The sequence below is a fragment of the Corynebacterium sp. HMSC055A01 genome (genome assembly GCF_001809405.1).
Taxonomy (GTDB): Bacteria; Actinomycetota; Actinomycetes; order Mycobacteriales; family Mycobacteriaceae; genus Corynebacterium; species Corynebacterium hesseae.
Window position 1 is genome coordinate 47755 of record NZ_KV797581.1, and the last position, 17014, is coordinate 64768.

Annotated in this window: 21 protein-coding genes and 1 tRNA gene; 8 read left to right on the plus strand and 14 right to left on the minus strand. The window is 60.8% G+C overall.

All coding sequences use genetic code 11. The annotated features are described in order from the left end of the window. Positions 1–7: 7 nt before the first annotated feature. The 3 genes from HMPREF2604_RS06460 to HMPREF2604_RS06470 form a co-directional block, all read right to left on the minus strand. Positions 8–766, minus strand: a complete 759-nt coding sequence (locus tag HMPREF2604_RS06460) for a decaprenylphospho-beta-D-erythro-pentofuranosid-2-ulose 2-reductase (protein ID WP_070564125.1) — start codon at positions 764–766, stop codon at positions 8–10. A gap of 14 nt (positions 767–780) precedes the next feature. Continuing rightward, positions 781–2184, minus strand: a complete 1404-nt coding sequence (locus HMPREF2604_RS06465) for a decaprenylphosphoryl-beta-D-ribose oxidase (RefSeq protein WP_070564128.1) — start codon at positions 2182–2184, stop codon at positions 781–783. A gap of 148 nt (positions 2185–2332) precedes the next feature. Next, positions 2333–2611, minus strand: a complete 279-nt coding sequence (locus HMPREF2604_RS06470; RefSeq protein ID WP_070520269.1) for a hypothetical protein — start codon at positions 2609–2611, stop codon at positions 2333–2335. 36 nt (positions 2612–2647) lie between these two features. Here HMPREF2604_RS06470 and HMPREF2604_RS06475 point away from each other — a divergent pair, with 36 nt between their 5' ends. From HMPREF2604_RS06475 to HMPREF2604_RS06490, 4 genes are read left to right on the plus strand one after another with little or no spacing between them, the layout of a single operon-like run. Next, positions 2648–3070, plus strand: a complete 423-nt coding sequence (locus tag HMPREF2604_RS06475; protein ID WP_070564131.1) for a hypothetical protein — start codon at positions 2648–2650, stop codon at positions 3068–3070. A gap of 20 nt (positions 3071–3090) precedes the next feature. Further along, a complete protein-coding gene (locus HMPREF2604_RS06480; protein ID WP_070564134.1) occupies positions 3091–3957 on the plus strand; it encodes a plasmid pRiA4b ORF-3 family protein in 867 nt (288 codons plus the stop codon). Between the two features lie 32 nt (positions 3958–3989). Beyond that, on the plus strand, positions 3990–4379 hold the full coding sequence (locus tag HMPREF2604_RS06485) for a GtrA family protein (protein WP_070520260.1): 390 nt from the start codon (positions 3990–3992) through the stop codon (positions 4377–4379). A 2-nt stretch (positions 4380–4381) separates the two neighbouring features. Then, a complete protein-coding gene (locus HMPREF2604_RS06490) occupies positions 4382–4837 on the plus strand; it encodes a GtrA family protein (RefSeq protein ID WP_070564137.1) in 456 nt (151 codons plus the stop codon). Here the strand turns inward: HMPREF2604_RS06490 and HMPREF2604_RS06495 are convergent. The 3 genes from HMPREF2604_RS06495 to HMPREF2604_RS06505 form a co-directional block, all read right to left on the minus strand. Continuing rightward, on the minus strand, positions 4834–5739 hold the full coding sequence (locus tag HMPREF2604_RS06495) for a galactofuranosyltransferase GlfT1 (RefSeq protein WP_070564140.1): 906 nt from the start codon (positions 5737–5739) through the stop codon (positions 4834–4836). The two genes, HMPREF2604_RS06490 and HMPREF2604_RS06495, sit on opposite strands and share 4 nt — an antisense overlap. Before the next feature lie 60 nt (positions 5740–5799). Further along, the gene (locus HMPREF2604_RS06500; protein WP_070564143.1) at positions 5800–6258 is read right to left on the minus strand and encodes a hypothetical protein; all 459 of its coding nucleotides are present in this window, start codon (positions 6256–6258) and stop codon (positions 5800–5802) included. A gap of 148 nt (positions 6259–6406) precedes the next feature. Further along, positions 6407–6805 (minus strand): hypothetical protein, encoded by a 399-nt coding sequence (locus HMPREF2604_RS06505; protein WP_070564145.1) that lies wholly within the window; start codon positions 6803–6805, stop codon positions 6407–6409. A 187-nt stretch (positions 6806–6992) separates the two neighbouring features. Between HMPREF2604_RS06505 and HMPREF2604_RS06510 the strand changes: the two genes are divergently transcribed. Then, on the plus strand, positions 6993–7598 hold the full coding sequence (locus tag HMPREF2604_RS06510) for a GNAT family N-acetyltransferase (protein WP_070564147.1): 606 nt from the start codon (positions 6993–6995) through the stop codon (positions 7596–7598). Positions 7599–7709: 111 nt separating this feature from the next. Here the strand turns inward: HMPREF2604_RS06510 and HMPREF2604_RS06515 are convergent, their stop codons facing one another. Together HMPREF2604_RS06515 and HMPREF2604_RS06520 are read right to left on the minus strand one after the other, a co-directional pair. Then, positions 7710–8507, minus strand: coding sequence for a galactan export ABC transporter ATP-binding subunit Wzt/RfbE (locus tag HMPREF2604_RS06515; RefSeq protein ID WP_070564150.1), 798 nt, complete (start codon positions 8505–8507; stop codon positions 7710–7712). Positions 8508–8519: 12 nt separating this feature from the next. Then, positions 8520–9371, minus strand: a complete 852-nt coding sequence (locus HMPREF2604_RS06520) for a galactan export ABC transporter permease subunit Wzm/RfbD (protein WP_070564329.1) — start codon at positions 9369–9371, stop codon at positions 8520–8522. Between the two features lie 196 nt (positions 9372–9567). On the opposite strand from HMPREF2604_RS06520, the gene HMPREF2604_RS06525 reads away from it, so the two are divergent. Then, entirely contained in the window at positions 9568–10779 is a 1212-nt protein-coding gene (locus HMPREF2604_RS06525) for an aminotransferase class V-fold PLP-dependent enzyme (protein WP_070520243.1), read from the plus strand. Here HMPREF2604_RS06525 and HMPREF2604_RS06530 read toward each other — a convergent pair. Then, entirely contained in the window at positions 10776–11732 is a 957-nt protein-coding gene (locus tag HMPREF2604_RS06530) for an NAD(P)H-quinone oxidoreductase (protein ID WP_070564153.1), read from the minus strand. The genes HMPREF2604_RS06525 and HMPREF2604_RS06530 overlap by 4 nt on opposite strands. A gap of 15 nt (positions 11733–11747) precedes the next feature. Continuing rightward, positions 11748–12644, minus strand: coding sequence for an NAD(P)/FAD-dependent oxidoreductase (locus HMPREF2604_RS06535; protein WP_070564156.1), 897 nt, complete (start codon positions 12642–12644; stop codon positions 11748–11750). 226 nt (positions 12645–12870) lie between these two features. On the opposite strand from HMPREF2604_RS06535, the gene HMPREF2604_RS06540 reads away from it, so the two are divergent. Together HMPREF2604_RS06540 and HMPREF2604_RS06545 are read left to right on the plus strand one after the other, a co-directional pair. Continuing rightward, on the plus strand, positions 12871–14592 hold the full coding sequence (locus tag HMPREF2604_RS06540) for a SulP family inorganic anion transporter (RefSeq protein WP_070564159.1): 1722 nt from the start codon (positions 12871–12873) through the stop codon (positions 14590–14592). Positions 14593–14711: 119 nt separating this feature from the next. After that, positions 14712–14799: transfer RNA gene (locus tag HMPREF2604_RS06545), tRNA-Ser, on the plus strand. 529 nt (positions 14800–15328) lie between these two features. On the opposite strand, the gene HMPREF2604_RS06555 is transcribed toward HMPREF2604_RS06545, so the two are convergent. The 4 genes from HMPREF2604_RS06555 to HMPREF2604_RS06565 all read right to left on the minus strand — a co-directional run bounded on the left by HMPREF2604_RS06555 (position 15329) and on the right by HMPREF2604_RS06565 (position 17010). Further along, positions 15329–15607: a hypothetical protein gene (locus HMPREF2604_RS06555; protein ID WP_070564162.1), complete on the minus strand. Its 279-nt coding sequence runs from the start codon at positions 15605–15607 to the stop codon at positions 15329–15331. Positions 15608–15672: 65 nt separating this feature from the next. Next, the gene (locus tag HMPREF2604_RS06560) at positions 15673–15942 is read right to left on the minus strand and encodes a type II toxin-antitoxin system RelE family toxin (protein ID WP_010188336.1); all 270 of its coding nucleotides are present in this window, start codon (positions 15940–15942) and stop codon (positions 15673–15675) included. 9 nt (positions 15943–15951) lie between these two features. Then, a complete protein-coding gene (locus tag HMPREF2604_RS13625) occupies positions 15952–16197 on the minus strand; it encodes a type II toxin-antitoxin system Phd/YefM family antitoxin (RefSeq protein ID WP_083299204.1) in 246 nt (81 codons plus the stop codon). Positions 16198–16266: 69 nt separating this feature from the next. Continuing rightward, positions 16267–17010 carry an NAD-dependent deacylase gene (locus HMPREF2604_RS06565; RefSeq protein ID WP_070564165.1) on the minus strand — a complete coding sequence of 248 codons (744 nt, stop codon included), beginning with the start codon at positions 17008–17010 and terminating at the stop codon, positions 16267–16269. Positions 17011–17014: the final 4 nt, after the last annotated feature.

Below are 17014 nucleotides of genomic sequence, written 5' to 3' on the forward strand. Positions count from 1 at the left end.
CGGAACTTTAGAAAGGCAGCTTCCGGAAGATCGCCTGCGGGATGAACTTGAATCCCAAGGACACGTACTCAAACAGCGGGTGCACGAAGATGGACTGCTTGCCGTCCAGGACCGCCTTGACGGTGGCCTTGGCCACGTCGGAGACGTTGACGGTCAGTGGCGCTTCGCCGGCTTCCGCCGACATCTTGGTGCGGACCTGGCCCGGGCGGACCACGAGCACGTTGGCGCCGGAGCCGCGCAGGGCCTCACCGAGGTTGATGAAGAAGCCGTCCACGCCGGCCTTGGAGGCGCCGTAGACAAAGTTGGAGCGGCGCACGCGCATGCCGGCGACGGAGGAGATCGCCACGATGGTGCCGTGGCCCTGCTCCTTGAACTTCTGGCCGAGCAAGACGCCAAGGGAGACCGGTGCGGTGTAGTTGGTCTGGGCGGAGGCGACGGCCTTGACCTGGTCCTGCCACAGTTCTTCCTGGTCACCGAGGGTGCCGAAGGCGATGATGGCGACGTCGACGTCGCCGCGCTCAAAGGCGCGCTTGACGACGTCCCCGTGGCCCTCGAAGTCAGTCGCGTCAAAGTCGATGACCTCGACGTCGCCGCCGCGGGACTCGATGGTCGCGCGGGCATCCGCGATACGCGGGGAGTTGGCGCGTGCCGCGAGGGTGACCTTGGCCGGGCCGCGCTCGAGGAATTCTTCGACGATGCCCAAGCCGATTTCGGAGGTGCCGCCGAGAAGGAGGATGTGTTGTGCTTGGCCTACTGCATTCAGCATGAGGTGATTCCTTTCTAGTGCAGCTCGAGGCGGCGGGACATATCGGAGGCGAAGACGCCGGTCGGGTCGATGTCGTTGCGGGTCTTGAGCCAGCCCTCGAGGCCCGGGTACATCTTGTGGAAGTTCTCCGCCGAGGTGCGGGACTCCTTGGCCAGGTAGAGGCGGCCGCCGAATTCCATGACGCGCTTATCCAGATCGTCGAGGAAGGCGCCCAGGCCCGGCTTGATGGGGAAGTCCACGCAGACATTCCAGCCTGGCATCGGGTAGGACAGCGGGGCCTTGTTTCCGGGGCCGAAGAGCTTGAACACGTTGAGCGCGGAGTAGTGGCCGGAGCGCTGCATGTCCCGGATGATCTCCTTGAAGGGCTCGACGGCGTCGGTCGGCACCACGAACTGGTACTGCAGGAAGCCGTTGGAACCGTAGCCACGGTTCCACTCGCCGATGAGATCCAGCGGCTGGTAGAACTGCGTGAGGTTCTTGACCTGGTTACGCGCCGGGGAGCCCATGAGGTAGTAAGCCTCACCGATAGCCATGAGGGAGAGCTTGTTCATGGTGAAGTTCGGGAAGATATCCGGAACCGTCATCAGCTGCGGAGCATTGAACTTCAGTGGGTCCTTCGCCAGCTTCGGGGCGAACTCCTCGAGCTGCTCCAAGGTGGCCAAAGAGCCGCGCGAAATGGTGGAGCGGCCCAGCTTCGGCTCCGGGGAGATAACGTCGAACCACGCGGAGGAGTACGTGTAGTTGTGCTCCGAGCCATCGGAGTGGAAGGCCACGGTCTCATCGAGGTTATCGGTGCGGTCGGTATCCGCGATGAAGTAGGCGGTTTCCGTCTTGGTCATCTTGATCTGCGCGCGCAGGATGATGCCGGTCAGGCCCATGCCGCCGACGGTGGCCCAGAAAAGATCGCTGTGCTCTCCTTCCGGGGTTAGGTGGAGGACGCGGCCGTCTGCGACGAGCAGCTCCATGGAGGTGACGTGGTTACCAAAGGAACCGGCGGAGTGGTGGTTCTTGCCGTGGATGTCCGGGCCGATAGCGCCGCCGATGGTGACCTGGCGGGTACCCGGCAGGACAGGAACCCACAGGCCGTAGGGCAGAGCGGCCTTCATGAGCTGGTCAAGGGTGACGCCACCGTCGACGTCGACAATGCCCGACTCCGGATCGATGGAGTGGATCTTGTTGAGGGGTTGCATGTCGATGACGAGGCCACCGGCGTTTTGCGCGGGGTCACCGTAGGAACGGCCCATACCGCGGGCGATGACGCCACGGCGCAGGTGGGCGGGCTTATCAGCATTGTCCTCAGCCACCTGGGCGACGGCAGTCTTGATGACGTCGACGTCTGGGGTGGACAAAACGTGGGCGGTTGTCGCCGCCGTGCGGCCCCAACCGTGGAGGGACTTCTCAGTAGTATGCAGTTCCATCTCTTACTCTTTGATTCGATGTGATGGGTCGGTTCTCTACCCTACCTAGGTGACAGTGCCTGTGGCGTGAGTGAAAACGTGAGATTAGGTACAAAAGCCAAGTAAACGGAACATTTGTACTGTCCGGTTATGTGGTTTTAGTTCGGAATTAGTACAGATCCATAATCTCGCGGATCTCTTCCGGCAGCTCTTCCTGGGAGGTAATCTCCGGGCCGTCATACTCACGGAGGATCTCGTAGACTCTTGCCCTTGAGACGGAATCGAGGATGGGGAGTTCCTCGGCGATGAGCCGCGTCATGAAACCATTGAGCGGCAGCGAGGTGTGTTCGGTGGCCAGATAGTGGCCGTGACGCTTGTCTTCCTCGGCGCGCTCATCTTGCGCTGCTCGCTGGGCCGGGGTGAGGTGCTCTTTTTTGGAGGAGTACATGCACGGTAGCCTACCGCCCGCCTAAAGTGGGGCGGTATGACTTCTCCCAAGCAAGACAATTATGCGCTGGATGACACCCTTGCCGGACGCGTCACCCAAGCTGCGGCCGTGGGCATCATGACCGCGTTCCCTGACTGGATCAAGAATAAGACTGCGCTCGTTTTCGCCTACGTGCTGTCCTTCCTCGGATTCGGCGCGCTCGTGGCTATCACTAATGCAGAGAGCCACGAGGACCGCCCGGAGCCGGAGACCCCCGACGTTCCCGTGTGGGCCATCCCGGTTGCCTTCGCCATTCTGGTGCTTGGTGGATGGATCACCGTGAAGACTGAGCAAAGCGTGGTCCGGTTTATTCGCCGCCGTGGGGCGGCAAAACCCTGGACGGTATGGGGCGGAATTAGTGCTGCCATCGTCCTCATCCTTAGCGAGCTTGAAGCACGCGAGCTCACCGCGCGTAACTAAAAGTGCGTATGGTGGGGCACATGAGCTCACAGGTCACAGATTTGGCGCAGGTCCGCGCCAATCGTGGTGAAACCCTCCTGTGCCAGGTATCCAATGTTCGCGCAGAAGCAGAGGTTCACCGCCAGATCGGTTTCTCTGACGCGCTCACGTTGGAAGAGCTCCACCACATTCTTGAAATCTGCTTCGGGCTGCCGCAAGAGGATTCACCGTGGCACTTCTTTGAGCACACAGATGCCCGCGGCCAGCGCATCGATCCGAGCCACACCGTGCGCGAATTCTTGAGCCGCGAAGGCGAGCAGGTTGATTACGCCTGGGGGCTGTGGGACTTCGAAATCGTTGTGGTGGAGACCTACCCGCGCGATAGCGGGACGCCGGAAGCCCTGTGCGTGGGCGGTTCCGGTTCTTTCCAGACCCCCTTTGATCTCACCGCCGTGAATGCGGAGCTCACGGGCCAGGAAACCATCGATGAGGTGTTGGATCTTGTCATTAGTCCCGTCCGCGCGCTGATTGAGCGGACTCGTCTCTACGACTTCGTTCCGCTCCTTCAAGCACTGGACCTGAAGCGTGAGGTAAACATTGATGCTCAGGCGTTCCGCCAGCTGCGCACCTTGCCGCGCGAGGTGACGAATGAGGGCAAAGATGCTTTTTGGTCCATGGCTCTGGCATTGTCCTGCATGGGCGGGCGCGAGTTGACCGATTCCGTCGTAGAGACCGCCATGGCGGCGCTGGGTTGGGTCGACGATGACGGTGAGGAATTACGTGGTTCGGCGATTCGGGAGCTGTGCTCGGCGTCGCTTAAGGTTTTGTCATCCCTCGGCGCCTATGGCGAAGATGCCGTCGCGCCCGTGGACCGCCTGGACATTTACCGCGCCCTTATCCGCGGGTAAAGTATCTCGCCGTGACTGAACCTACCTCTAGCATGAAGACCCAACTCGTGCGCTTCGTGTCCGTCGGTGTTTTCACCGCGGCGATTGATTACGGCCTGACCCTCTTCCTTACCTACTTGGGTCTGCATCGCTCCCTGGCGAAGGCGATTGGCTGGGTCTTCGGCACCATCGCCGCCTACGTGGCCAATGCCCGGTGGACTTTTGGTGCCCAGGTTTCCGGCCGCACCGCCGGTGCCGTGGGCTTGCTGTACCTGTCCACCTTTGCAGTACAGAATTTCCTGTATTGGGTACTTAACGCCCCACTGATCAGCTTGGGCTTTGAAGGCGCGGTCAAGGACACCATCGCCTTCGTCATCGCACAAGGCGTTGCCACGGTGACCAACTTCGCCATTCAGCGCGCCTTCATCTTCAAAGGAAAGTAACCATGGCTGGTCGCGCCGAACGCCTCTCACGGTCGAATTCCCTGCAGGCGCAGGGCGCGAAGTTCTCAATCACGGGAGCCATTGCCGCGCTTATCGACGTCTCCCTGACCTGGCTCTTTCAAATTGGTTTAGGTCTGTTCGGCGATGTGGCCTCGAGAACTATTGGCTTTGCCGCCGGCACCTTGGTGGCTTATTTATTGAACCGGCGGTGGACCTTCAACGCGCGGGCCTCGAAGCGCCGCTTTGCTGCCGTGTTTGCCACCTACGCCATGACCTATGCGATCAACATTCTGCTGTATCGCTGGGCTTTCCCCTTCTTTGATCACACGCTGGACTGGCCTTCGTCCTGGGCGCTGGCGATCGCTTTCGTGATTGCCCAGGGCGCAGCAACGCTTATCAACTTCTTTGTGCAGCGGTGGGTGATTTTCCGCAGTACGCGCAAGTCCTTTGAGGTTTAGGGCCGGCGGAAGTCTTCCTTGCGTCCGCGGTTGTGCAGGCGCAGCCATTCCATGAATCCCTTCACGTCATGCTGCTGCACGATGAAGAACCAGCCAAATCGCGCGAATTCTTGCGGTAGCAGCTTGCGCATGCCGCGCTGCCACAGAAGGTAGCCGCGGTTGCGGTAGGTAAAGAAGCGCTTGAACTCGCCCTCCGGGTATTGCGTGTGCATTTTGCCGCCGAGGATGGGCTTGAACTCATCGGAGCCATCCGGGTGCAGGTAACTCGTGGTCAGCGCGGTGCCGAAGTCTAGGCCCGAGTTGACCAGGCGGCGGTGGTACTCCACTTCATCGCCACGGATGAACAGGCGGTAGTCAGGCACGCCGATGATTTCCATGGCTTCGGCGGAGATGAGCGCGCCGTTGAAGAGGGAGGCAATGCCGGGGAGGAAGTCACCCTCCAGCTCGTTCATGTAGCGCCGCCACACCAGGCCCTGGCGCAGAGGGAAGGCCAGTTTGGCGGGCTCGTTGATGTTGCACACGGCGGGGGAGACTTCGTGGAGTGCGTTGTTTTCCGCCACGCGGTAGAGCTCCTCTAGCACCTGGTGGTCGGCGGGGCGTCCGTCATCATCCGCACACCACACCGCATCCGCGCCGAGTGCCAGCGCCGTCAGGAATCCCAACGCGAAGCCGCCGGCACCGCCCAGATTGGTTTCGGAAGGCACGTAGACGCCGCGCTCGCCGGCCAGTTCGTGGAGGAGCTCCTTCACTGCTGCTTCCGCACCGTTATCCACCACGATCACCCACTGCACCGGGTGCGTCTGGTTCACCACCTGCTCAAGGGAGGCGCGCAGCAGTTCCACGCGCTGGTGGGTGACGATCACAGCGGCCGTTGTTCCGGCCTGGGACAGGGTGGCAGTCATGGGTTCTATTGTGCCACCCGCATGTGGCGCTCAGGTGCGTGACATGGAGGTGGCCGAGGTTTAGGCGTTGAAGCCCGGAATCTTGATGAGACCGGAGTTCACAGCATTGACAACACCAGCAATGAGGCCCAGCACAATCGCGGCGATGGAGGTGCCAACGATGATCTCAGCGGTGGTGCCCACCGGGTATTCCTTGGCAGTGTCATTCTTCAGGGAAGACATGGCCACGTCCTTGGCGGAGCCGGCAGTCTCAAGTCCTTCTTTGATTTCCTCAGGAGTGCTGCTGCCCTCGCTGCTGCCTTTGCTGCTGATAGCTTCAGCGCCCTTCTCAATGCCGTAATCCACGGAGGAGGCGAAGCCGTCACCGCCGACGGCTTCCTTGAATCCTTGCTTCAGGATGTAGCCAAAGACCTCAGCCTCGGAGACCTCAGAAGAACCCTTCTCAGCAGCAGTAGCCGGGGCGATGGACAGGGACAGTGCAGTGGCGGCAGCAACGGCAGCGGCGGGGAAACGCTTCATGGAGGTACTCCTTGGAAGAAAAGTAGAGGTAGTGAAAGTAAAGAAAATGATAAAGAAGTGAAGGCTAAAAAGTATGCGATATGGAAAAGCTCCAGCCCTCAAAGGACTGGAGCTAGAACTTCAAAGCTAAAAGCTTGATGCGTTCAGATTAGAACGGAAGGGAAACGCCCGGGATGAGGCCGTTCTGAACTGCGGTGTAAGCAGCGCCGAGGACGGCAGCGGCGATGCCAACGCCCCAGAGGATGTCAGCGGTGGTGCCAAGAGCGTAGTCGTTCTCGGCGTCGTTCTTCCAAGAGGACTTGTAGAACTTAGCGTGAGCCTTCGTAGAGCCGCGAGCTGCGTCAGAGTCCATATCGTCGATGGCATCCGAGCTGGTCTTGGAAGATTCCTGGTGAGGGTCGGAGATGCCGTTTGCGGCTGCGACGAAGCCAGCACCAATCAGTGTGCCTGCATCTTCCCAATCGCCTTGGGTCTGTGCAGAGGCAACACCAGTGGACAGGGACAGTGCGGTAGCGGCGGCAACAACGCCAGCAGCGAAACGCTTCATGATAGGGCTCCTTAGAGTCTAGAGAGAACGATTCCTGTGCTTCAGGATCTTGCTTATCTTAAGTGGATTGGATTGAGGAAAAGAAGCAAATAGAAAAAGTTTCTATCGCGCTGCACCCATACAGGGGTATGCATTTTTCCAGCGCATGGGCCCAATGGCTGGGGTCAGTGCACAGTAGAGTGGCCTTATGACTGCGAGAAGCGTTGAAGAAATGTGGGCTCCCTTTCGAGTTTCCATCCACGTGGGTGAGCTGACCTTACGCGTGCTGCGTGATAGTGACATTGCCGCGATTCATGGCGTTACCGCCGCTGAGATTTTTGGTGAGCCGCTACCGGATTACACGTTTCCGTGGTTGAAGCAGAAGCCGGATCCGAGTTTCCGGTGGGCGCACCGCGCGCAGATGTCCCCGGAGGAGTGGTCGCTCGACTTCGGAGTGCATCTTGATGGTGAAGTCATTGGTTCGGTGGATCTGCGGGCGAAGAATTTTCCCGATAACCATGAGGTCGTAACCGGATCGTGGATCTACCACCGCCTTCAGGGCCGCGGGATAGGTACGCAGGTCCGCCACGCCGCTGCGGTCTTTTGTTTTGAATACCTGGGTGCGCGCCGGCTGCGCTCAGAATGGGAGCCGGGGAACGAGGCGTCGCAGGCTGTATCGCGCAAGCTGGGCTACACCATCGAAGGCAACAAGGCCGTGCTGCGCAAAGAGGACTACCAGCCGGGGTCACGGGTCGTTGTTACCGGCATGAGCGAGGAACTGGGCGAGCTGCTTGGGGTGAGGTGCCCTAAGTGACGAAAGTATGGCCGACCATTCGCTGAGGCCCGAAAAGTTTGGCAACTAGGGCAGTAGGAACAGCAAGGTTTCCGTGAAAGCAAGTGAATTGTTGCCTGTTTTCACGGAAACTTAGGCGTTCTCCTCGTTGTCGAAGCGCTTGCGTAAATCCCGCACGTACTGGCCCACCTCAGGACCTTCGTACTCGCCGACGACCTCGGAGACCTCGCCCACCGAGCGAATCTGGCCGTGGTCGATCCGCAGGGCGGTATCGCACAGCTGCGCCAGGAAGTCGTTGGAGTGGGAGGCAAAGACCAGGATGCCGGAGCGCTTCACCAGGTCCTGAAGACGGACGCGGGCCTTGGCCATGAAGGCGGCGTCGACGGCGCCGATGCCTTCGTCGAGAAGCAGGATCTCCGGCTCAATGGAGGTCACCACGCCCAGCGCTAGGCGCACGCGCATACCGGTGGAATAGGTGCGCAACGGCATGGAGAGGTAATCACCCAGCTCAGAGAATTCCGCGATCTCATCCATCTTGGCCTTCATCTGCTTGATGGTCTGGCCCAAGAAGAGGCCGCGGATGATGATGTTGTCGTAGCCGGAGACCTCTGGGTCCATGCCCACGCCGAGGTCAAAGACAGGCGCCACGCGCCCACGGACGTCGGCGGCGCCGCGAGTGGGCTCGTAGATACCGGACAGCAGGCGCAGCAAGGTTGTCTTGCCCGCGCCGTTGTGGCCAACGAGGCCGACGCGATCGCCCTCACGCAGGTGGAGGTTGATGTCCTTGAGCGCTTCCACCATGACCACGTTCTGGTCATTCTTGCCAATGGAGCCACCGGCCGTGGAGAGCATCGCCTTCTTGAGAGAGCGGGACTTGGCATCAAAGATGGGAAAGTCCACGCAAGCGTTATACGTATCAATGGAAACCATGGACGATCCTTTCTAGACCCAGTAGGAGACGCGGAAGCGCCACTGCCGCATGGCCAGGCCGGCGATGAGCAGGCCGGCGACGGTACAGCCAATGACGATGAGCCAGTGATAGCCGGCGACGGGTTCACCAATCATGGGGGCGCGGATGATCTCCATGTAGTGATACAGCGGGTTGATCTCAGCGATGCGCGCGCGGCTGGCTACAGCGCCTCCTTGCTCCTTCAGGGTGTTGGTCATCCACACGATAGGCGTGACGTAGAAGAGCAGCTGGGTTAGAGCCTCCAGCAGCGGGGCAACGTCACGGAAGCGGGTGGCGATGATGCCGAAGAACATGGCCACCCACACGCCGTTCACCAGGAAGAGTGCCAGTGCCGGGATGAACAGGAAGAACTCCCAGCCCAAGTGGCGCGGGAAGATAAGAATGAGCAACAGCCAGATGATGAGGTTGTGACCCAAGAAAAGGGTTTGCCGCCAGACCAAGCGGTAGACGTGCACCGACAGTGGTGCGGGCAGCTGTTTGATTAGGCCCTCGTTGTCGATGAAGACCGTCGAGCCTTCTTTGATGGCGCCCGAAATGAAGTTCCACATAATCAGGCCCACGGTCACGTGGGGCAGGAACTCCGCCACGGGGATCTGGAAGAGCATGGAGTACAGCAGGCCAAGCGCCGCGGCCATGACACCGGTTGCGATGGTGATCCAGAACGGACCCAGCACCGAGCGGCGGTAGCGCTGTTTAATGTCTTGGATGCCCAGCTTGAACCACAGCTCGCGCTGGCGAGCGCCTTGCAGGAGATCGGCGAAGGCCGCCGACATGGTCATGGAACGCGAGGCCGGCTCCTCGCCGGGTGCAGGCGCGGAGGTCATGCGGGCGACGTCGTCACGCAGGTTTTTCTTGTCTTGCACGCCCTTCACCCTAGCGCGCACGTCCCACAAACACCTACACACACGCCCTTAACCTGGGAAAACACGGGCGAGCTGGGAAAACCGAGGGTTAGGAAAGATTCAGGTGGGGCGTATAGAGTAGGGGGCGTTCATCCGCATCGGAAGGAAGGGTTGAAGCATGACGGAACAGTATGACGTCGCCAGCGTGCGAGGTCTTTACACTGGTCTGTCCGATGGTTGGACCTACCTGAACGCGCATGCCGCGCCGCAGATTGCGGAGCGCGTGGCCTCTGGTGTTGCCCGTTCTTTCCGCATGTCCGCCACGGTGAAGCCGCTGGAGGACGCCGTGGGTGCGCACTCGGCGCACAACGATCCGGGGGAGCTCCACGCGGCAGACATGTATGCCTCTGCGCGCCGGGCGGTGGCGGATCTCACGGGTGCCACGGCGGAACGGGTCATCCTGGGCCCGTCCTTGCCGGTGCTTTACCAGTCCTTGGGCGTTGCACTGCGCCCGCTGCTGCGCCGCCAGTCTTCGGTGGTGCTCTCCCGCTTTGATTCGCCGGAGATGACACGCGCGTTTGAGCACGTGGGTGCTGATATTCGGTGGGCGCAGCCGGATTTGGGTACGGGCGAGCTCCCAGCCTTCCAGTACGCCGATCTGGTTGATGGCTCGACGCGATTCGTCGCTTTTTCCGCCGCGCACGAGCTGCTGGGCACGGTCACGCCGGCCTCGGACATAGTTGATGCGGTCCATGAGCGTTCGCGCGCATGGGCGCTTGTCGACGTCTCATCGATCGCCCCTTACCGTCTCCTCGACTTTGATGCGATTGGGGCAGACATTCTTGGTGTGGATGTGGGCGCGCTGGGTGGCCCGCAGATGGCGGCGCTAGTCTTCCGCGATACCGCGATGTTCCGCCGCCTCGATGAGATTGTCGTTGGCCCGGTCTCCGCGGGCTTGGCGGGCGGCGTTGGACCCTTGGTGGATCATCTAGCGGAACTCGCCGGCGGGGAGCGCGGTTCGCGCCGCGTGCGCCTGACGCGTTCGATGGAAGCCCTCGCGGGCTATATGGAGGATCTCACGGGAGATCTCTATAGCTTGTTGGGCACGCTGCCGGCCGTTCACATCCTGGGCGTGACGGGTGAGGCGGCTGCCGACGCCTCCGATGATCGCCTCCCGCGCCTGACCTTCGCCGTGCGCGATGTGCCGGCGGATGTGATCCACCGCCGGCTCTTCGACAATGGCTTGGTTACTACCATCGCGCCGCACACGCCGCTGCTCACGGAGATGGGCGTGGAAGAGGTCGGCGGTGCCGTCACGGTCTCGTTGAGTCCGTTTAGCACGTACCACGACGTTGAGCACTTGACCCGCGTGGTCGCGTCCCTGGCTTAGACCTCGAGGACCAGCTTGCCCGTGACCTCGCCGGAGTCGAGGGCTTGGTGGGCTTCGGAGGCGTCGGCAAGCGCAAACGTGCGATGCAGGTGGTGCTTGACGCTGCCGTCCTCCAGCCAAGGCCAGACGTTCTTAACGGTATCCGCAACGATGGCAGCTTTGCCCTCCAGCGAGCGGGAGCGCAGCGTGGTGCCCTGCAGGGTCAGGCGCTTGTTAAGGAGGATGCCCATGTTGAGCTCGGCTTTTGTTCCGCCCTGCATGCCGATGGTGACCATGTGGCCGCCCTTAGCTAGCGCGATGAGGTTCTTCTTGAGGTACTTCGCGCCCATGATGTCGAGGATGACATCGCACTGGTTCTTCAGTTCCTCGGCGAAGTCCTGCTCGTTGTAGTTGATGAGGATGTCCGCGCCGAGCTCCTTGCAGGTCTCGAGCTTTTCGTCCGAGCCAGCCGTCACCGCGACGGTGGCGCCGAGTTGCTTCGCCACCTGGATGGCGAAGGTACCGATACCGCCCGCGCCGCCGTGGATGAGGATGGTCTGGCCCTTATTTAGTTTCGCCTCCATGGCGATGTTGGACCACACGGTGCAGGCCACCTCGATGACGGATGCGGCCTCGGCAAAGGAATAGCCGCTGGGGATGGGCAGCAGCTGGCCTTGCGGTACGGCGACGTATTCGGCGTAGCCGCCGCCGGCCAGCAGTGCGCCGACCTTGGATCCAACCTCGATGTCGGTGTCGCCTGCGTCGACGACTTCGCCTGCGACTTCGAGGCCGATAATCTCCGAAGCGCCCGGCGGCGGCGGGTAGTGCCCGCGGGCCTGGAGCAGGTCGGCGCGGTTTACGCCGGCGGCTTTGACTTTAACGAGGACTTCGCAGTCTTGGAGCTGTGGCTTATTGGTCTCCCCCAACTCCAGCGAGTGTGGGTCTTCCAGATTGGTCTGAATGATGGCTTTCATGCCACACCACCGTACTTAAACCCAATCATCCTCGACGAGAAACGCGTTGACCGCGATGGCTGCGGCGTTGGCCTCGCCCATCGCTACCGCCACCTGAGCCGGTGGGTTAACCACGTTGCCCACGGCCCAGATGCGCGGGTGGCTGGTGGCGCCGGCTGGGCCCACCTTGATGAGGCTTCCACCCATCGCAGCCGGCGGGCTGTGGCGCTCAAGGTTGAGGTCAGTGAGGAACTCATCGTGCGGGTGAGGAACAGGCATGTAGAACAGGGCGTCGACGGCATGTTCGCTGTCTCCAACCAGGACCTTTCCATCTTGGAAGGAGGTGACGGGGCCGTCGACAAGCGCAATGCCGCGCCGAGTCAGGTCCGTGCGCTGCTCCTCGGTGAGCTCCATGCCGTTGGTGAAGAAGGTGATGTCCTTGGACCACTGGCGCAGGAGTGCCGCATGGTGCAGGGAGAACTCGCCGATGCAGAGAACGCCGAGCTCCTTGTCTGCTACCTCGAACCCGTGGCAATAAGGGCAGTGGAGGACTGTATCTCCCCAGTTTTCTTCGAGGCCCGGGATGTCAGGATGCACATCGTCCACGCCGCTGGCGACGATGATGGAGTGGGCCGCGACGGTCTCTCCGTTGCTCAACGTGGCGGTGAGCGTGCGGTCATTATCGGTGACGGAATCTATGGTGGTGTTCACGATCTGCACGCCGTAGCTGCGCAGCTGCTCTTTGCCGCGCTCCTGGAACTCAAGGGGTGGTGTGCCCTCGAGGGCGATGACACCGTGGATTTCGTGGGCGAAGCGGTTGCGGGGAGTGGCGGAATCAACTAGGAGGACGCTGCGGCGGGCGCGGACCATGACCAGCGCTGCCTGAAGGCCGGCCGCACCACCGCCGATGATGAGGGTATCGACTGTCTGCATGGGCCCGAGTAAACCAGAGGAGGGTTTAAATGGCAATGGTTTTCAGTAGTTTGTGGCAGGCGTCACGCCCAACCCTGACTTGGCCAAGTTAGTGCCGAAGGGTTGGGGTGTGGTGGGAATTCGTCAACATGAGGCATCGGCCAGAATCGGGAATGCGGCCCGTCGCAGGATGGCACCTTGTGTATCCTTTGGATGTCGTTGAGCCTCTAAGGAGCAAGAAAGTAGCATGACCTACCCCTCCACCGTCTCCAAGGTGGGCATCCGATCCCGTGCCCTGCGTTTCGCACCGCGCCGCTCGGACTGGTCCCGCGCGACGATCGGGCGCGACCTCTCGGCAGGCCTTATGGTGGCCCTCGTTGCACTTCCCCTGGCGCTCGGCTTCGGCGTTGCGTCTGGTGTCGGCGCGGCAGCCGGAATTACGACGGCCATCGTCGCGGGCATCTTGGCCGCAGTTTTCGGCGGTAGCAACGTCCAGGTAAGCGGCCCGACCGGCGCAATGACCGTGGTGCTCATCCCCATCGTGGCCGACCATGGTGCCGATGGGGTACTCGTCGTCGGCGTGCTGGCGGGGCTCATGCTGCTCTTGCTGGCATTCACCGGCGCTGGCCGCGCAATGAAGTACATGCCGTTGCCTGTCGTCGAAGGTTTCACAGCCGGTATTGCGGTGATCATTGGCCTCCAACAGCTACCTGCAGCACTCGGTGTTGACGTAAATGGCGAGAAAGTCCTCGGGTTGGCGTGGGACGCAATCAAAGCTTGGCTAGATGCTCCGGCATGGCAGGCACCCGTTATGACCCTCGCGGTGGCGGCCGGAATCGTGGTTGCTGCCCGCATTCGTAGTGGCTTTCCCGCGGCGCTGGTGTTGGTAGCTGCCGCGACGGCCATCAACATGCTGGCAGACAGCGGTCTGAAGACTATCGGCTACATCCCGTCGACGTTGCCTGCTCCGCGCTTGCCGCAAATCCCGTGGGAGCACCTGGATTCCTTGCTGTTGGCAGCGGTCGCCGTCGCAGCGCTCGGTGCATTGGAGTCCTTGCTGTCTGCGACGGTTGCCGACGCAATGACCGTCGGTGACCGGCACGATCCTGACCGCGAGCTCTTTGGGCAGGGCGTGGCCAACGTCGTCGCGCCCTTGTTCGGCGGGATTCCCGCAACCGCCGCGATCGCCCGAACTGCTGTCAACGTGCGGGCAGGCGCAAGCACACGCCTGGCAGCGGTGTTCCATTCGCTGCTCCTGCTCGTCGCTGTACTCGTTGCGGCCCGGTGGGTGGGCGAGATCCCTCTCGCCGCGCTCGCCGGTGTGCTCATCGCCACTGCGATCCAGATGATCCACCCGCGGAATCTCCGCTCGGTGATACGCGCCACCAAGGGTGACGGGGCTACCCTGCTCATCACGGCCGCCGCCACCGTCGTGTTCGACCTTGTCGTCGCCGTGCTCATTGGCCTTGTTATAGCGGGTTTCTTCGCGCTGCGCGATACCGCCCGCACGGCGGTGTTAGAGGCCGCCCCACTGGAGACGGGAGACCACCGCGACAAGGAACGCGAGCTTTTCGACGAGCACATCGCCGCCTTCCGCTTGGAAGGCCCACTCTTCTTTGGTGCAGCGCACGATTTCCTCCTCGATCTCGCTGATGCCTCGTCGGTCAAGGTTGTCGTGCTCCGCATGCGCTACGTCACGACAATCGACGCCACTGGCGCCCAGATGCTTGCTGACACGATCGGGCGCCTCGAACGTCACGGCACCCGAGTTCTACTCTCAGCTACGAAGCCCGAACATGTTCCGGTGTTGCGCGAACTCGGCGTATTCGACCAGCTTGCGCATGCGAATCATGTTTTTGACGACACTCTCGACGCCATAGCCCACGCCCGACTACATGTCTCGCGCATGCAGCATGAGGAGTCTGAGGGCGCACCCGCGGCGTCGCACAGCAATCAGCAGGACGAGTAGTGCTGTCGAACCTGCGGTCGTGAGGCCATAGTCGGTGACGTGATGAGGCGAATTCTTCTCCCGCGGCGGAGTCTAGTACTCTGAACGTGTTGCGCGCAGTGCATGCTGACGCGTGACGAGGAGGCGTGGCAGAGCGGCCGAATGCACTGGTCTTGAAAACCAGCGTGGGGAAACTCACCGCGGGTTCAAATCCCGCCGCCTCCGCCAATTTTTTTGGTGATTACACCAAAATCTTGCGTAAATTTAGCAGTGGCACTGGGCTATTCTAGTCCCATGGCCAACCGGCAAATATTCCTCCGCCCAGAGTACAGCCACCCAAGCTCGCTGTGGCCGTCTAAAGATCTCATAGTTTCTGGGGCTAATAGAATCGGATTCTATCTTCCTGAAGACTTAGGAATTGAGTCCGATCTGGGACGCGAAATCCTTGAGTGGACGGAGGAGTTTCAGCAGAATTTCCTCGAGATACCCGATAGCTTTCGCCAGCGTCCGCGTTGGAAGGACCAATTCGATAGATTTCGATGGTACGACGCGGGATGGCGTATTACTCACCAATTAAGGGAGCTTTTTCCATCGGTACAGATTGTTCCCCAGTTCGCTCAATTCGTTTTCTCCGTTAATGAGCGAAGAGAAAATGCAGGGAAGAAGCCCTTATGCCTCCCCGGAGAACAACTCACAGGGTTTGTATGCATTAGGGATGTGAGGAATGGCGATTAAGGGAAGTTATCGCTCTACGGCGTCAGGCATTGTCTCCGTTGTTCATCGCTGCAGTCACCCAGCTCAGAACGCATCCCACTAGTAGGAACCCGCTAATTTGCAGGTGGGTGGCCCAGTTTCCGCCGCCGCCAGGCAAGGCGAGAAAAATTGAAAATGCAACTGCGGCAAGGCAGTGGAGGGTCAACCGGCTATGTGCGCCTAGACGTCGTTGTGGCCAGGCTTTTTCGATGGCCCAGCTCACTGCTGTGAGAATGGCGTAAAAGGTGATTCCCGCTAAGGCTCCTGGAACAAGGTAGAGCATGGATTCATCTCCTTTGGAGGGGATCGAATGGCTGGCAGGTTTTGTTTATCTGAGAGGAATTTTGCCTATTTCCGGTAAACATCTCGTCGGTGAGCAACGCGTAGCACGAGCACCACGAGCTTTCCGTCTAAGATCTCGTAAACCACGCGATAGTGTCCGACTCGAATTCTGTACAGGTCGTCCGAGGCTTTTAACTTCTTTACTCCATCCGGGCGAGGGGTAACGGCCAAGTCTTCGATTGCAGCAAGTAGTCGCCTCTGTGTCGGCCTGTCGAGCTTGCGTAGCTCCTTGGCTGCGGATGCCTTATAGGTGATGTGATAAGTGGAGTCAGCCATAGAAGGCGATTAGGTGAGTCCGAGTTCTTTTTTGAGGTCTTCGTGTGAAATCTCTACGGCTTCTCCTCGGGCAATCTCTGCGGTCTGAACATCCTCACGATCTTCTAGTGCTTCGACTGCGCGGGCGAAAAATGAAGGAGAGACGACAAAAGCGCGAATCCGGCTTCCACGACTAGTGATGGCGACGGGTGTGTGCTGTGCCTCTTCAAGAATTTGGCTTTGGGATTGGCGGAATTGGCTGGATGTCACTGACATCGTTTTCATACTGCAAATGTACATCTTGTACATTTCGGTGGGCAAGGGTTGCGGATGTCGGGTTGCTGTTTATCCGATCCGCCCCGCCAGGATGCGAGGCAGCGCCTCCGCTGCGGTGGCGGTGACCACCACGCTGGCAAGCGGCGAGAGGTCCGTGGGCTGTGGGGTGACTTCCACGATGGGGATGCCGCGCGCATGGGCAATCTGTGGCAGGCCGGCGGCGGGGTAGACCACGCCGGAGGTTCCAACGATGAGCAGCGCGTCCGCGGTGGACATGCGGCGCTCGGCCTCGGCCCATTCGTCGTCGGGCAGGGCCTCGCCGAACCACACCACGCCCGGGCGCACGAGCCCGCCGCACACGGGGCACTCGGGTGGAGTGATGCTCTCGACCGGTTCGTTCGGCAGTGCAATGTCCTCGTCATACGGCGTATCGCAGTCGGTGCAGCGGAATGCGAACAAGGAGCCATGCAGGTGAACTACGTCTTGGCTTCCGGCGCGCTCGTGCAGGTTATCGATGTTTTGCGTGGTCACCGTCATGCCGCGTGCGGCAGCAATTGCGCGGTGCCCGGCGTTGGGCTCGGCCCGCTGCGCCAGCTGTGCGCGCCACAGGTACCAGGCGAACATGGGCTTAGGCTCATTACGCCATGCGCTTCTCGACGCCATCGCCACCGGATCCACATTCTCCCAGATACCCGTCTGCGCATCGCGGTACGTGGCGATGCCGCTATCCGCGCTCATGCCCGCGCCGGTGAACACCTCGACGTGGGTGGCATCAGAAAGAATCGAGTGTGCGCGCTCAAACAGGTGCTCCATATGC